This window comes from Streptomyces sp. NPDC046203 (genome assembly GCF_040646255.1).
Lineage (GTDB): Bacteria > Actinomycetota > Actinomycetes > Streptomycetales > Streptomycetaceae > Streptomyces.
Genome location: NZ_JBEYZX010000008.1, coordinates 1 through 14,435, shown reverse-complemented (window position 1 = coordinate 14,435; position 14,435 = coordinate 1). Strand labels below are relative to the sequence as shown.

11 protein-coding genes are annotated in these 14,435 nt (G+C 73.5%); 7 read left to right on the top strand and 4 right to left on the bottom strand.

Going from position 1 to position 14,435, the window contains the following annotated elements:
* Window positions 1-155 precede the first annotated feature (155 nt).
* Window positions 156-1,283 (top strand): phenylalanine--tRNA ligase subunit alpha, encoded by a 1,128-nt coding sequence (pheS, locus tag ABZ990_RS09090; protein WP_361227608.1) that lies wholly within the window; start codon window positions 156-158, stop codon window positions 1,281-1,283.
* A complete protein-coding gene (pheT, locus tag ABZ990_RS09085; protein WP_361227605.1) occupies window positions 1,283-3,799 on the top strand; it encodes a phenylalanine--tRNA ligase subunit beta in 2,517 nt (838 codons plus the stop codon). The genes pheS and pheT overlap by 1 nt, the downstream gene beginning before the upstream one ends.
* A 374-nt stretch (window positions 3,800-4,173) precedes the next feature.
* On the opposite strand, the gene ABZ990_RS09080 is transcribed toward pheT, so the two are convergent.
* Window positions 4,174-5,034: a 3-hydroxybutyryl-CoA dehydrogenase gene (locus ABZ990_RS09080; protein WP_361227602.1), complete on the bottom strand. Its 861-nt coding sequence runs from the start codon at window positions 5,032-5,034 to the stop codon at window positions 4,174-4,176.
* A 228-nt stretch (window positions 5,035-5,262) separates the two neighbouring features.
* Between ABZ990_RS09080 and ABZ990_RS09075 the strand changes: the two genes are divergently transcribed.
* Window positions 5,263-6,438, top strand: coding sequence for a family 10 glycosylhydrolase (locus ABZ990_RS09075; RefSeq protein ID WP_361227599.1), 1,176 nt, complete (start codon window positions 5,263-5,265; stop codon window positions 6,436-6,438).
* Between the two features lie 96 nt (window positions 6,439-6,534).
* On the opposite strand, the gene ABZ990_RS09070 is transcribed toward ABZ990_RS09075, so the two are convergent.
* Together ABZ990_RS09070 and ABZ990_RS09065 are read right to left on the bottom strand one after the other, a co-directional pair.
* Window positions 6,535-6,738 carry a DUF1918 domain-containing protein gene (locus tag ABZ990_RS09070; RefSeq protein ID WP_361227596.1) on the bottom strand — a complete coding sequence of 68 codons (204 nt, stop codon included), beginning with the start codon at window positions 6,736-6,738 and terminating at the stop codon, window positions 6,535-6,537.
* 157 nt (window positions 6,739-6,895) lie between these two features.
* Window positions 6,896-7,936: a DMT family transporter gene (locus ABZ990_RS09065; RefSeq protein WP_361227593.1), complete on the bottom strand. Its 1,041-nt coding sequence runs from the start codon at window positions 7,934-7,936 to the stop codon at window positions 6,896-6,898.
* Between ABZ990_RS09065 and ABZ990_RS09060 the strand changes: the two genes are divergently transcribed.
* The 4 genes from ABZ990_RS09060 to ABZ990_RS09045 all read left to right on the top strand — a co-directional run bounded on the left by ABZ990_RS09060 (window position 7,935) and on the right by ABZ990_RS09045 (window position 12,065).
* The gene (locus ABZ990_RS09060) at window positions 7,935-9,371 is read left to right on the top strand and encodes a PLP-dependent aminotransferase family protein (RefSeq protein WP_361227590.1); all 1,437 of its coding nucleotides are present in this window, start codon (window positions 7,935-7,937) and stop codon (window positions 9,369-9,371) included. The two genes, ABZ990_RS09065 and ABZ990_RS09060, sit on opposite strands and share 2 nt — an antisense overlap.
* 53 nt (window positions 9,372-9,424) lie before the next feature.
* Window positions 9,425-9,934, top strand: coding sequence for a GNAT family N-acetyltransferase (locus ABZ990_RS09055; protein WP_361227587.1), 510 nt, complete (start codon window positions 9,425-9,427; stop codon window positions 9,932-9,934).
* Between the two features lie 70 nt (window positions 9,935-10,004).
* Entirely contained in the window at window positions 10,005-10,580 is a 576-nt protein-coding gene (locus ABZ990_RS09050) for a histidine phosphatase family protein (protein ID WP_361227584.1), read from the top strand.
* 318 nt (window positions 10,581-10,898) lie between these two features.
* Window positions 10,899-12,065: a methyltransferase gene (locus ABZ990_RS09045; RefSeq protein ID WP_361227581.1), complete on the top strand. Its 1,167-nt coding sequence runs from the start codon at window positions 10,899-10,901 to the stop codon at window positions 12,063-12,065.
* 228 nt (window positions 12,066-12,293) lie between these two features.
* Here ABZ990_RS09045 and ABZ990_RS09040 read toward each other — a convergent pair whose 3' ends face one another.
* Complete coding sequence (locus ABZ990_RS09040; protein WP_361227578.1) at window positions 12,294-13,895, bottom strand: ABC-F family ATP-binding cassette domain-containing protein; 1,602 nt, start codon at window positions 13,893-13,895, stop codon at window positions 12,294-12,296.
* Window positions 13,896-14,435 lie beyond the last annotated feature (540 nt).

Genomic DNA, 14,435 nt, shown 5'->3' with positions numbered 1-14,435 from the left:
TCCCACCGGCCGAGACGGAGCCGAGGCCGGGAGCCGTACGGGCCGCCCACGGGCTCATTCGCGTCCCCGCGCCCCGTTAGACTCGTCCTTTGGCACGTTTGCGCCCTTGACGTCGAGCGGGACCGCCCAGCCAGCCAACCGAAACACGGGAAGAAATGTCGGCACCCAATAAGTCGTACGACCCGGTCGAGGTCGAAGCCTTGAAACCGGAAGAGATCGAGCGCATGCGGGACGAGGCGATCGCCGCCTTCGCCGCCGCAGGCGACCTCGACGCGCTCGCGCAGGCGAAGACCGCGCACACCGGCGGCACCTCGCCGCTGGCGCTCGCCAACCGCGAGATCGGCGCGCTGCCGCCGCAGGCCAAGGCCGCGGCCGGCAAGCTCGTGGGCCAGGCCCGCGGCGCCGTCTCCAAGGCTCTGGCCGCCCGCCAGAGCGAGCTGGAGGCCGAGCGCGACGCCCGCGTCCTCGTCGAGGAGGCCGTCGACGTCACGCTGCCGTACGACCGCGTCCCGGCCGGCGCCCGGCACCCGCTGACCACCCTCATGGAGCGCGTCGCCGACGTGTTCGTCTCCATGGGCTACGAGGTCGCCGAGGGTCCCGAGGTCGAGGCCGAGTGGTTCAACTTCGACGCCCTGAACTTCGTGCCGGACCACCCGGCGCGACAGATGCAGGACACCTTCTTCGTCCAGGGCCCCAAGGGCACCACGGGCGACGAGTCCGGTGTCGTGCTCCGCACCCACACCTCGCCGGTCCAGGCCCGCACCCTCATCGACCGGGAGCCCCCGGTCTACGTGGTGTGCCCCGGCCGCGTCTACCGCACCGACGAGCTCGACGCCACGCACACCCCGGTCTTCCACCAGATCGAGCTGCTGGCCGTCGACGAGGGCCTGACCATGGCCGACCTCAAGGGCACCCTGGACCACATGGTCCAGGCGCTCTTCGGCCCGGACATGAAGACCCGGCTCCGCCCGAACTTCTTCCCCTTCACCGAGCCGTCCGCCGAGATGGACATGCTCTGCTACGTGTGCCGGGGCGAGTCCGTGGGCAACCCCGACCGCCCCTGCCGCACCTGTGGCAGCGAGGGCTGGATCGAGCTGGGCGGCTGCGGCATGGTCAACCCGAAGGTGCTCGTCGCCTGCGGTGTCGACCCCGAGAAGTACAGCGGATTCGCGTTCGGTTTCGGTATCGAGCGCATGCTCATGTTCCGCCACAACGTCGAAGACATGCGAGACATGGTCGAGGGTGACATCCGGTTCACCCGGCCTTTCGGGATGGAGATCTGATGCGGGTCCCGCTTTCCTGGCTGCGGGAGTACGTCGACCTGCCGGCGACGGAGACCGGCCGTGACGTACAGGCCAAGCTCGTCGAGGCGGGCCTCGAGGTCGAGACCGTCGAGAAGCTCGGCGCCGGCCTGACCGGCCCGCTGGTGGTCGGCAAGGTCCTCTCCATCGAGGAACTGACCGACTTCAAGAAGCCCATCCGGTTCTGCCTGGTCGACGTCGGCCAGGCCAACGGCACCGGTGAGCCGCAGGAGATCATCTGCGGCGCCCGGAACTTCGCCGAGGGCGACAAGGTCGTCGTGGCGCTGCCCGGCGCCGTGCTGCCCGGCGACTTCCGGATCGCCGAGCGCAAGACGTACGGCCGGATGTCGCGCGGCATGATCTGCTCGGGCGACGAGCTCGGCATGGGCGACGACGGCTCGCACGGCATCATCGTGCTGCCGCCGGAGCACGAGATCGGCACCGACGCGACGGTCCTCCTGGAGCTGTTCGACGAGGTCCTCGACATCGCCGTCACCCCGGACCGCGGCTACTGCCTGTCGATGCGCGGCGTCGCCCGCGAGACCGCCATCGCGTACGGCCTGCCGCTGCGCGACCCGGCGCTGCTCGACGTGCCCGCCCCGAACGCGTACGGCTACCCGGTCCAGGTCACCGACCCGGCCGGCTGCGACCGCTTCACCGCCCGTACCGTCGTCGGCCTGGACCCCGAGTCCCGCTCGCCGATCTGGCTCAAGCGCCGCCTCCAGAAGGCGGGCATGCGCCCGATCTCGCTCGCCGTCGACATCACGAACTACGTGATGCTGGAGCTCGGCCAGCCGCTGCACGCCTACGACCGCACCCGGCTCGACGGCCCCCTCGGGGTCCGCCGCGCCGAGGCCGGCGAGAAGATCACCACCCTCGACGGCACCGTCCGCGTCCTGGACCCGGCGGATCTCGTCATCACCGACAACCGCGGCCCCATCGGCCTCGCGGGCGTCATGGGCGGCGCCGACACGGAGATCGCCGACCACGCCGACCTCGCCGGTGCCACCACCGAGGTCGTCATCGAGGCCGCGCACTTCGACCCGATCGCGATCGCGCGCACGGCCCGCCGCCACAAGCTGTCCTCCGAGGCGTCCAAGCGCTTCGAGCGCGGTGTCGACCCGAAGGCCGCCGCCGCGGCGGCGCAGCGCTGCGCCGACCTGCTGGTGCTGCTCGCGGGCGGTACGGCCGAGGCCGGCGTCACCGAGGTCGTCGCGCCGTCCGCGCCGCGCACGATCACGATGCCGGCGAACCACCCGGACAAGGTCGCCGGTGTCGCCTACGGCCGCGAGACCGTCGTCCGCCGCCTCCAGGAGGTCGGCTGCGACGTCTACGGCCAGGACGAGCTGATCGTCACCGTGCCGTCGTGGCGTCCCGACCTCGCCGCGCCGAACGACCTCGCCGAAGAGGTCATCCGCCTGGAGGGTTACGAGAACCTGCCCTCCACGCTGCCGAAGCCCCCGGCAGGCCGCGGCCTGACCGAGCGCCAGCGCGTCCACCGCCGGGTGGGCCGCGCCCTGGCCGGCGCCGGCTACGTCGAGGCGCTGAACTACCCGTTCATCGGCGCGCAGGTCTTCGACCAGCTCGGCCTCGACGCGGACGACGCCCGCCGCCGGGTCGTCACCCTCGTCAACCCGCTGTCCGACGAGGAGCCCGCGCTCCGTACGACGCTGCTGCCGGGCCTGCTCGGCGCGCTGCGCCGCAACGACGGCCGCGGCAGCCACGACCTGGCGCTGTTCGAGACCGGTCTGGTCTTCCGGCCGACCGAGGGCCAGCCGGGCGTCGCCGTCCGGCTGCCCGTCGACGGCCGCCCGAGCGACGAGGACATCGCCCGCGTCAACGCCGTGCTGCCCGCGCAGCCGCGCCGTGTGGCCGTCGTCCTCGCGGGCTCCCGCGAGCAGGCCGGCTGGTGGGGCAAGGGCCGCCCGGCCGACTGGGCCGACGCCGTCCAGGCCGCGCGCCTGGTCGCCGCCGAGTCCGGCGCCCAGCTGCTGATCGACGCCGACCAGCACGCCCCGTGGCACCCGGGCCGGTGCGCCGCGTTCCACGTCATGGTCGACGGGGTCAAGACCCTCGCCGGTCACGGCGGCGAGCTGCACCCGCGCGTGGTCAAGGCCCTCGGCCTGCCCGCCCGCACCTGCGCCATGGAGCTGGACCTGGACGTCCTGGAGAGCGCGAACGAGGGTGCCGTGAAGGCCCCGAGCATCTCCGCCTTCCCGGTCGCCACCCAGGATGTCGCCCTGGTCGTCGACCAGGACGTCCCGGCCGCGATGGTGGAGTACTACCTGGCCGGCGGCGCGGGTGAACTCCTGGAGTCCATCCGCCTGTTCGACGTCTACACCGGCGACCAGGTCGGTGCCGGCAAGAAGTCGCTGGCGTACGCGCTCCGCTTCCGCGCGGCCGACCGCACCCTGACGGTCGAGGAGGCGACGGCGGCGCGCGACGCCGCGGTCGCCATGGCCGCCGAGCACACCGGCGCGGTCCTGCGCGGCGCGTAACCGCCCGCGGGAACGACGAGGGGCCGCGGCCCGGGGTTCGCCCGGGGCCGCGGCCCTTTTCGGTGTTCGTGTGGCGGTACGGGCCCTGGTGCGCCTGGTGCGGGAGCCCTGGTACGGGCGGTCCTTCCTGGGGCTCGTGGAGCCGCTGCCGCCGTTCGGGGACTCCCCGGATGTCCGGGGACATGTCCAGGACGTCCAGGGACGTATCAAGGACATCCAAGGGACGTATAGAGACGGTTCCAGGACGTCCCACGGACCCCCGGCGGGGGCGTACCGGAACGCGAAACGGCCGGACGGCCCGTACCTGCGCGGGTACGGGCCGTCCGGCCGCCGTGTCCCTTGTGTCGCCGTGTCCCTCGTTCGGAGGAGCGGCGTCACGCGTACGGGTAGAAACCCGATCCGGTCTTGCGGCCGAGCCGGCCCGCGTCGACCATGCGCTGGAGCAGCGGGGGAGCGGCGTACAGCGGCTCCTTGTACTCGGTGTACATCGAGTCGGCGATCGAGGCGATCGTGTCCAGACCGATGAGGTCCGACAGCTTCAGCGGGCCCATCGGGTGGGCGCAGCCGAACTCCATGCCGTTGTCGATGTCCTCGCGGCTCGCGATGCCGGACTCGAACATCCGGATCGCGGAGAGGAGGTACGGCACGAGCAGCGCGTTCACCACGAAGCCCGAACGGTCCTGGGCGCGGATCGCGTGCTTGCCGAGGGTCTTCTCGGCGAACAGCTGGGCCCGGCTGATCGTGCCCTCGGAGGTGGTGAGCGCGGGGATCAGTTCGACGAGCTTCTGCACCGGCGCCGGGTTGAAGAAGTGGATGCCGACGACCTGGTCGGGGCGGGAGGTCGCCACGGCCAGCTTCACCAGGGGGATCGAGGAGGTGTTGGAGGCCAGGATGGCGTCCGGCCGTGTCACCACCTGGTCGAGCACCTGGAAGATCTCGGTCTTGACCTGCTCGTTCTCCACGACCGCCTCGATGACGAGGTCGCGGTCGGCGAACTCGCCCAGGTCGGTGGTGAAGCTGAGGCGCGCGAGCGTCTCGTCGCGCTCCTCCTCGCTGATCTTGCCGCGTTCGGCGGCCTTCGCGAGCGAGTTGTAGAGCCGCGTGCGGCCGATCTCCAGCGCCTCGCCGGTGGTCTCGGCGACCTTCACTTCGAGGCCGCTGCGGGCGCACACCTCCGCGATGCCCGCGCCCATCTGGCCGCAGCCGACCACTCCGACGCGCTCAATGTCGGCCATGGAGTCCGTCACCTCGTGCCTTTCGCTCTCTGCTGGCGGCGGGCCCGTGTGATTCCGGTGCGTCCGCCTCGACCCCACGACGTTACTCCCGACGGAGCAAATGATCGATCGTCACGGACGGGGCATGCTGTCCGATGGGCTGTGACGTATCCGATAGCGAGGGGTGACAAAATGGCACCGATCGGTAGAAGAGGGTTCGTGGCGGGTGTGGCGCTCGCGACTCTCGGAATGGCGACGGGCTCCGCGGCCGGGCCCGTCCAGGCGGCGGAGGATCCCGGCGGAGGGGCCGGCGCGGGCGGGGAGGGCCGGGCGGGCGCCTTCAAGGGGATGTGGCTCGCGACGGTCACCAACCGCGACTTCCCCTCCCGCACCGGCCTCACGGCGGCCGAACAGCGCACGGAGCTGATCGGCTGGCTCGACCTCGCGGTCCGGCGCGGACTGAACACCGTCGTCTTCCAGATCCGGCCCACCGCCGACGCGCTGTGGCCCTCCCCGTACGAGCCCTGGTCGCAGTACCTCACCGGCGTCCAGGGCAAGGACCCCGGCTGGGACCCGCTGGGCACCGCCGTCACCGAGGCGCACAAGCGCGGCCTTGAGCTGCACGCCTGGTGCAACCCGTACCGGGTCGCCTTCCACACCGACCCCGGCCGGCTCGCCGCGAGCCATCCGGTGCGCGAGAACCCCGACTGGGCGCTCGCCTACAACGGGCAGCTGCTCTACAACCCGGGCCTGCCCGAGGTCCGCAAGCACGTCCAGGACGCGATGCTCGACGCCGTGCACCGCTACGACGTCGACGCCCTGCACTGGGACGACTACTTCTACCCGTACCCGGCCTCGGGGCAGGTCCTGGACGACGACGACGCGTACGCCCGCTACGGCGGCGGGTTCGCCGACCGGGCGGCCTGGCGCCGGAACAACATCGACCTGCTGGTCTCCGAGACCTCCGCCCGGATCAGGAAGCTCAAGCCGAAGGTGGCCTTCGGCATCAGCCCCTTCGGCGTCTGGCGCAACGCCGGCACCGACCCGGCCGGCTCCGACACCCGCTCGCTCCAGACCTACGACGACCTGCACGCGGACACCCGCCGCTGGGTCAAGGAGGGCTGGATCGACTATGTGATCCCGCAGCTGTACTGGCAGATCGGCAACTCGGCCGCCGACTACGCGAAGCTCGTCCCCTGGTGGGACAAGACGGTCAAGGGCACCGGGGTACGGCTCTACCTTGGCGAGGCGCTGTACAAGGTCGGCGATCCGGCGCAGGCGGACGCCTGGCAGGACGCGGCGGAGCTGTCCCGGCACGTCGACCTCGGCCGGAAGTACGGCTCCGTCGGCGGGCACTGCTACTTCGCGGCGCGCGAGGTCTCCAAGGATCCGCTGGGCGCGCTCACGGCCGCCCTCAAGAGGTGATCGGAGCCGTCACGCTGACGGGAGCGCCCAGAGGGGCCGGGTCCTGAGGACGGGGTCCGAGACCGGGGCCGGGGGCTCGCGGGCCCCCGGTGGGGCTCACGGGCCCGTGGCCTCGGCGTGATGGCGTACGACGGTGTCGGGGCCCGGCGACATCAGGGCCTCGTGACCGTCGTCGTCGAATTTGACGCGGTACGGGGGAGCGCCGTTCTCCCCCCGTACTTCCAGAACCTCGGCCGTACGGTCGTGCTGCCCGACCGTACGGCCGTGCATCAGCAGTTTGTCGCCCACGCTCGCCTGCATCGCGTGACCTCCTCGCGGCCGGGCCGGCCATCGCTGGGCCCGCGCGCTCCCCGAGCCGGAAGCCGGAAGCGGGAACTCGCCACCCGGCCCCGGAACCTGTGAGGAGACGCCCAGGACGCCCTACTCGGAGTCTACGTCTGCCATTGTGACCCGCGTCTCAGCTCCGCGCCCGCTGGGTCACGGCGATGCAGACGAGGACCCCGACGGCCGCGAGCGGCGCCGCGGCGGCCGGGTGCTCGCCGAGCAGGGTCACCGACCAGACCAGGGTGAGCAGCGGCTGCGCGAGCTGGAGCTGGCTGGCGCGCGGGATGCCGATCGCGGCCATGCCCCGGTACCAGACGTACAGACCGAGGAAGGTGGAACCGGCCGCCGCCCACACCAGGCCGGTGACCCCGTGTGTGGTGAGGTGCACCGGCTCGTACGCGAGGGCGACCGCCGCGCCCACCGCCGTCAGCGGCAGAGCGCCGGCCAGCGCCCAGCCGATGACCTGCCAGCCGGGCATGACGGCGGCCAGCCGGCCGCCCTCGGTGTATCCGGCGGCGCAGACGATCAGCGCGCCGAAGAGATAGAGGTCGCCGGCCGTCAGCGCGCCGCCGCTCTGCTGGACGGTGAAGACGATGACGACGAGGGCGCCGGCGAGGGCCGCGGCCCAGAAAGTACGGGACGGCCGCCGGCCGGTGCGCAGCGCGGCGAAGACCGCCGTGGTCAGCGGCAGCAGGCCGACGACGACGGCGGCGTGCGCGGTGGTGGAGGTCCGCAGCGCCAGTGTGGTCAGCAGCGGGTAGCCGACGACGACCCCGCCGGCGACCACCGCGAGTCCGGGCCAGTGGCGCCGGGCGGGCGGCGGGACGCGGCCCGCGAGGAGGAAGCCGCCCGCGATCAGGGCGGCGAGTACGGAGCGGAGGGCCACCAGCGACCAGGGGCCGAAGCTCTCCAGGCCCCACACGGTGGCGGGGAAGGTGAGGGAGAACGCGACGACGCCGAGCACGGCGAGCAGGGTGCCGCCGGAGAAGCCGGAACCGGCCTGGTCGCGGGTGGTGTGGTCGCCGGTGCGGGGAGCGGTGCGGCCGCCGGTGCGAGGGGCGGAGTGAAGGGCGGTGCGGGGTGCGGTGTGAGGGGCGGTGCCGAGGGTGCCGGCCGCGGCGGTGTCGCCGACCGCTATCGCGCCTTCAGGGGTAGCGCTATTCTGTGCTCTCATGCAAGAGCGTAGCAGCGTCGCCGAGTTGGCCGGAATCCTGAAAGCGGAACTCCACCGCTACTCACCAGGAGAGAAGCTGCCGTCCAGCCGGACGCTCGTCGAACGCCACCGGGTCTCCCCGGTGACCGTCACCCGCGCCCTCGCCCTGCTCGCCGCCGAGGGCCTGGTCGTGACCCGCCCGGGCGCGGGCGCCTACCGGACGGACCCCCGGACCGCCGCCCCCGCCACCGGCGACACTTCCTGGCAGGAACTCGCCCTCAGCGCCGACGCGGCCACCGAACTCGTCCCGCGCGCCGTCGACGCCTCCGGTGTCCTCGTCACCCTCGCCGAACCCCCCACCGGCACCGTCGAGTTCAACGGCGGCTATCTGCACCCCTCCCTCCAGCCCGAACGCGCCCTCGCCGCCGCGCTCACCCGGGCCGGCCGCCGCCCCGGCGCCTGGGGCCGCCCGCCCGTCGACGGACTGCCCGAGCTGCGCGCCTGGTTCGCCCGCGAGATCGGCGGCGGTGTCACCCCCGCCGAGATCCTCGTCACCGCCGGCGGCCAGCCCGCGCTCACCACCGCCCTGCGCGCGCTGACCCCGCCCGGCACCCCCGTCCTCGTCGAATCGCCCACCTACCCGGGCATGCTGGCCGTCGCCCGCGCCGCCGGACTGCGCCCCGTCCCCGTCCCCACCGACGCCGAGGGCATCCGCCCCGACCTCCTCGAAGCCGCCTTCCGGGCCACCGGCGCCCGTGTCCTGGTCTGCCAGCCCCTCTTCCAGAACCCCACCGGGACCGTCCTGCCCGAGTCGCGGCGCGCCGCCGTCGTCCGGGTCGCGCGGGCCGCCGGAGCCTTCGTCGTGGAGGACGACTTCGCCCGCCGGCTCGTCCACGAGGACGCCGGCCCGCTGCCGTCGACCCTCGCCGCCGACGACCCCGACGGCGTCGTCGTCCACGTCTGTTCCCTCACCAAGCCCACCTCGCCGAGCCTGCGCGTCGGCGCGCTCGCCGCCCGCGGCCCCGTCCTCGAACGCCTCCGCGCCATCCAGGTCGTCGACAGCTTCTTCGTCCCCCGCCCGCTCCAGGAAGCCGCCCTGGAACTCGTCGGATCGCCGTCCTGGAACCGCCATCTGCGCACCGTCGCGCACGAGTTGAAGAACCGCCGCGACATCATGACCGCCGCCGTCCTGCGGCACCTGCCCGAACTCGCCCTGCCCCACGTCCCGTCCGGCGGCTACCACCTGTGGCTGCGACTGCCCGACACGCTCCCCGAGACCGCCCTGTTCCACGCCGCCCTGCGCGCCGGGGTCGCCCTCGCCCCCGGCCGCCCCTACTTCTGCGCCGAGGCGCCCGCCGGGCACGTCCGGCTGAGCTTCGCGGGGGTCGCGGGCCCCGCCGAGATCGCGGAGGGTGTCCGCAGACTGCGGACGGCGATCGACGGTCTCCTGCCGTGAGACGTGCGAGGAAATCACCTGACAGGAGCCTGGTGGCCTGGCAGCCTGCGCCCATGAGCGACCAGAATGCCCAGAACGATCAGACCGGCCAGGGTGACCCGAGCGGGACCGGCAGCGGCACGGCTTCCGTCTCCGCCCCCGTCCTGCACGGGACGTACGAGATCTCCGCCGAACCCGCGCGGATCGACGCGGCCCGGGTCCACCAGTGGATCTCCACCGACGCCTACTGGGCCCCCGGCCGGTCCCGGGAGACACAGGACCGGGCCATCGCCGGTTCCCTCAACTTCGGCGCGTACGACACCGGCAGCGGCGAGATGACCGCCTACGCGCGCGTGGTCACCGACTACACCACCTTCGCCTGGCTCTGCGACGTCTACGTCGACCGCGCGGCCCGGGGCACCGGCCTCGGTACGGCCCTCGTCACCGCCGTCCGCGACCACCTGGAGCCGTACGGGCTGAGCCGCATCCTGCTCGCGACCGCCGACGCCCACGGTGTCTACGAGAAGGTCGGGTTCGCGCCCCTGAGCAATCCGGGCAAGTGGATGGCTCTCGGACGGCAGTGACCCGCGATCCCCGCCCGGTTCGTCGCGCGACCCCTTGACCGGGCGGGCCGGCGGCCTCACGATCGCGGCCATGGCGCTTCGGGTCACGCTCGTCGCGGCGGCGCGCAGTTCCTCGCTGCTCGCCGAGCGATTCGACGACGACCGGCCGCTCGACGAGGCCGGCTGGTACGAGGTACAACTCGCCGCGCCCCGGCTGATCCCGCTCGGCGCGGCCGAGCTGCGCTACTGCTCGCCGACCCCTCGCAGCCGCGCCACCGGTGTGGCCCTCGGCTACGCCCCGCTCGCCCAACCGGCCCTGCGCGACTGCGACATGGGCCGCTGGCGCGGCCACACCCTGGCGGAGGTCGCGGCGGTGGAACCGGCCGCCGTCGACGCCTGGCTCGCCGACGCGCGCACCGCCCCGCACGGCGGCGAGCCGCTGCTCGCCTTCATCATCCGCGTCGGCGGCTGGCTCGACAGCCGGCCCGCCGACGACGGCGCGATCGTCGCCGTCGCCGAACCGGCCGTCGTCCGCGCCGCCCTCGTCTTCGCCCTGAAGGCCCCGCCGCCGACGTACTGGAACGTCGACGTCCGCCCCCTGTCGACGATCACCCTCACCGGACGCCCGGGGCGCTGGCACCTGGAGCTGGCGGCGGTCGCGGGCTGAGGCGGGGCGGGAGGCCGGGTGCGGGGGTCAGGCAGGGAGGGCCGGCCGGGCTGATGTTCGCGGGCACCGCCGCCGAGCCGTGTAACAGACATCCGAGGGATGAGGACGAGGAAACCGAGTCCTTCCGTCTCGGAGCGCGCCCGTGGGCTCTGGCAGGATTCCGAGGCGAAGATCCTTCTCCGCCGCCGACGACAGCAAAGAGCAGACCACGGCCCCGGCCCTGGTCTGCCGGCCGCACCGCCCCGGTCGTCTCCCGAGGGCCGTACAGCCCCCGCTCCGGTCGGCCGTACCCCGGGCACCGGCTAGCCTGGGGGCACGATGAACCGTCTGACCACGTCATGGGGCACCTTCCCGCTCACCCGCTGCCCGGCCGACCCGCGTGATCCGCTGCGCGCCTGGGACGCGGCGGACGAGTACCTGCTGAACCACCTCGCCGAGACCGGCACCGATCTGTCCGGCACGGTCGCCGTCGTCGGCGACCGCTGGGGCGCGCTCGTGACCGCGCTCGCGGCCAAGGACCCCGGCCCCGGCGAGCTGGTGCAGATCTCCGACTCGTACCTGGGCCGGACCGCCACCGCCGAGAACCTGGCCCGTTCCGGGGCCGCCCCCGACGCGGTGCGCATGCTCACCACGCAGGACCCGCCGCCCGAGCGGATCGACGTCCTGCTGGTCCGCGTACCGAAGAGCCTCGCGCTCCTCGAAGACCAGCTGCACCGGATCGCGCCCGCCGTCCACGAGGGCACGGTCGTCGTCGGCACCGGCATGGTGAAGGAGATCCACACCTCCACCCTCACCCTCTTCGAGACGATCCTCGGCCCGACCCGGACCTCCCTCGCCGTGAAGAAGGCCCGGCTCATCCACACCACGCCGCTCGCCGTCACCGCGCCGGGCGCCAACCCCTGGCCGTACCGGTACGAGCTGCCCGCCGACGCCCCCGCCGGCCTCGCGGGGCGCGCCGTCGTCAACCAGGCCGGGGTGTTCTGCGCCGACCGGCTCGACATCGGCACCCGCTTCTTCCTCCAGCACCTGCCGCGCGGCCTCGGCCGCGCGCGGGTCGTCGACCTCGGCTGCGGCAACGGCGTCGTCGGTCTCGCCGTCGCGCTCGCCGAGCCCGAGGCGGACATCGTCTTCACCGACGAGTCGTACCAGGCCGTCGCCTCCGCCGAGGAGAACTTCCGCACCCACGCGGGACCCGGCCGCACCGCCGAGTTCACGGTCGGTGACGGGCTCGCCGACGCGGCCCCCGGCTCGGTCGACCTGGTGCTCAACAACCCGCCGTTCCACAGCCACCAGGCCACCACCGACCAGACCGCCCGCCGTATGTTCGCCGAGGCCCGCCGGGCCCTTGCGCCCGGCGGCGAGCTGTGGGTGGTCGGCAATCGGCACCTCGGTTACCACGTGACGCTGCGCCGGATCTTCGGCAACAGCGAACTGGTCGCGAGCGACCGGAAGTTCGTGGTCCTGAAGGCCGTCAAGCGCGCCTGAGCCGGGACGGCCGGGCGGGCGTACCCGAACACCCGAGGTGACCGGAGCGACCCGACGACCGGAGCGACCCGACGACCGGAGCGGCCGGACAACCGGAGCAGCCGGACAACCGGAGCAGCCGGAAAGTCGGACAGCTCGCACGGGGTCGCACGGAGTCGGACGGGGGTGGTACGGCCGGTCCGGCCGTACCACCCCCGTTCCCCGTCTACGCCGCCCCGCCCCGGCCCCTCACGCGAGGGCGACCAGGTCCCGGTACCCCGGGTTCCACAGGTCCTCCTCCGCGTCCGGCAGCAACAGCACCCGCTCCGGCCGCAGCGCGTCGATCGCGCCCTCGTCGTGGGTCACCATGACGATCGCGCCCGGGTACGTGCCGACGGCCGCGAGGACCTCGTCGCGCGAGGCCGGGTCCAGGTTGTTCGTCGGCTCGTCGAGCAGCAGGACGTTCGCGCCCGAGTGGACCAGACCCGCGAGCGCGAGCCGGGTCTTCTCGCCGCCCGACAGCACCCCCGCCGGCTTGTCGGCGTCGTCGCCCCGGAACAGAAACGCGCCCAGCACCCGCCGCACCTCGCCGTCCGTCAGCCCAGGCGCCGCCGAGGCCAGGTTCTCCCGTACCGTACGCGCCGGGTCGAGCGTCTCGTGCTCCTGCGCGAAGTACCCGAGCCGCAGCCCGTGGCCCCGTACCACCCGTCCCGCATCCGGCGTCTCGTGGCCCGCGAGCAGCCGCAGCAGCGTCGTCTTGCCCGCGCCGTTGAGCCCGAGCACCACGAGCCGGCTGCCCCGGTCCACCGCGAGGTCCACCCCGTCCAGGACCGGCCGCCCGGGCCCGTACCCCTTGGTGAGCGACACCGCGCCCAGCGGGATCCGGCCGCACGGCGCGGGCTCGGGCAGCCGGATCCTGGCCACCCGCTCGGCGTGGCGGACCTCCTCCAGGCCGTCCAGCAGCCGGTCGGCGCGACGGGCCATGCTCCGGGCGGTGACCGACGTCGACGCCCGGGCCTTCATCCGCTCCGCCCGGTCGTGCAGCGCGGCGGCCTTGCGCTCGGCGTTGGCGCGCTCGCGGGTCCGGCGGCGTTCGTCGGCGTCCCGCTGGGCGAGGTACGCGGCCCAGCCGGTGTTGTGGACGTCGAGCGCCGCGCGCTGCGGATCGAGATGGAAGACGCGGTTGACGGTGGCCGCGATCAGATCCAGGTCGTGGCTGATGAGGACGAGACTGCCCCGGTGCGCCGCGAGATGGCCGCGCAGCCAGCCGACCGAGTCGGCGTCGAGATGGTTCGTCGGCTCGTCGAGCAGCAGGGTGCCGTCCCGGCCGTCGCCGGCGAACAGGATCCGGGCCAGCTCAACCCGCCGCTTCTGCCCGCCGGACAGCGTGCCGACCGGCCGTCCCAGCATCTCGGCGGCCAGTCCGAGCCCGGCCGCGACCCGGGCCGCCTCGGCCTCGGCCGCGTAGCCGCCGCACGCCTCGAAGGCGGCCTCGGCCCGCGTGTACGCCGCCATCGCGGCGTCGTCCGCCCGCTCGGCGAGCCGGTCGGCGGCCTCGCGCAGCCGCCGGGTGGCGACGTCCATGCCCCGCGCGGACAGGATCCGGTCCAGGACCGTCATGTCCGGGTCGGCGGCCCGCGAGTCCTGCGCGAGACAGGCCACCGGGCCGGTACGTACGACCTCGCCGGCGGCGGGGGCGCGCAGCCCGGCGAGGGTGTGCAGAAGGGTGGTCTTCCCTGCGCCGTTACGGCCGACCAGGCCGATCCGGTCGCCGGGAGCGATGTGGAAGGAAACGGAAGACAGGAGAAGACGGGCGCCGACGCGCACGTCGACCCCGCGAGCGGTGATCATGGGATGACGCTCCGAAACTGGCCGAGGACACACGGGTGACGTGGAAGCGGGTCCTGGGCTAGGAAATTCGGGGCGTGGACATACCGCCGACGGTAGTCGGGGGCGGGGGAGTACGCATCCGGATATCCCGGCGGGATGCGGGGGTCAGGAGAGGTACGGCGGGGTCGGCGGGGGGATGCGGCGCGATACGGACGCCGCGCCGCGCCGGGCCGGGCAACAGCCGTACGGTGGGGGCACGGTGGGCCTGCGCCGGCCACCGTCCCCCTACCTGCCGGGACCGCCCCCGCCTCCATCCGTCGTGGCCCCGCCCCGGCCACGGATTCCGACCCCGCCGGACTATCCGCCCCTGCCCCCACCGCCCCCGCCCGTCGCGCCGCCGTGTTCCTGACCGGGGGTGGATGTGGCCCGCCCCGCCCGGGGTGGAGGCCGGGCGGGGCGGGGGTCTTATGGGTGTGTGATGAGTGTGGTGAGGAGGATGATCCAGGCTGCGGTGGCGAGGACGGCTGCGGTGGTGCGCCACATCAGTGGGTCGTGTGGGGG

Excerpts from the sequence above, each read along its gene's own strand:
- pheS (WP_361227608.1), top strand. The coding sequence starts at position 156 with ATGTCGGCACCCAATAAGTCGTACGACCCGGTCGAGGTCGAAGCCTTG.
- pheT (WP_361227605.1), top strand. The coding sequence starts at position 1,283 with ATGCGGGTCCCGCTTTCCTGGCTGCGGGAGTACGTCGACCTGCCGGCG.
- ABZ990_RS09080 (WP_361227602.1), bottom strand. The coding sequence starts at position 5,034 with ATGGCCGACATTGAGCGCGTCGGAGTGGTCGGCTGCGGCCAGATGGGC.
- ABZ990_RS09075 (WP_361227599.1), top strand. The coding sequence starts at position 5,263 with ATGGCGACGGGCTCCGCGGCCGGGCCCGTCCAGGCGGCGGAGGATCCC.
- ABZ990_RS09070 (WP_361227596.1), bottom strand. The coding sequence starts at position 6,738 with ATGCAGGCGAGCGTGGGCGACAAACTGCTGATGCACGGCCGTACGGTC.
- ABZ990_RS09060 (WP_361227590.1), top strand. The coding sequence starts at position 7,935 with ATGCAAGAGCGTAGCAGCGTCGCCGAGTTGGCCGGAATCCTGAAAGCG.
- ABZ990_RS09065 (WP_361227593.1), bottom strand. The coding sequence starts at position 7,936 with ATGAGAGCACAGAATAGCGCTACCCCTGAAGGCGCGATAGCGGTCGGC.
- ABZ990_RS09055 (WP_361227587.1), top strand. The coding sequence starts at position 9,425 with ATGAGCGACCAGAATGCCCAGAACGATCAGACCGGCCAGGGTGACCCG.
- ABZ990_RS09050 (WP_361227584.1), top strand. The coding sequence starts at position 10,005 with ATGGCGCTTCGGGTCACGCTCGTCGCGGCGGCGCGCAGTTCCTCGCTG.
- ABZ990_RS09045 (WP_361227581.1), top strand. The coding sequence starts at position 10,899 with ATGAACCGTCTGACCACGTCATGGGGCACCTTCCCGCTCACCCGCTGC.
- ABZ990_RS09040 (WP_361227578.1), bottom strand. The coding sequence starts at position 13,895 with ATGATCACCGCTCGCGGGGTCGACGTGCGCGTCGGCGCCCGTCTTCTC.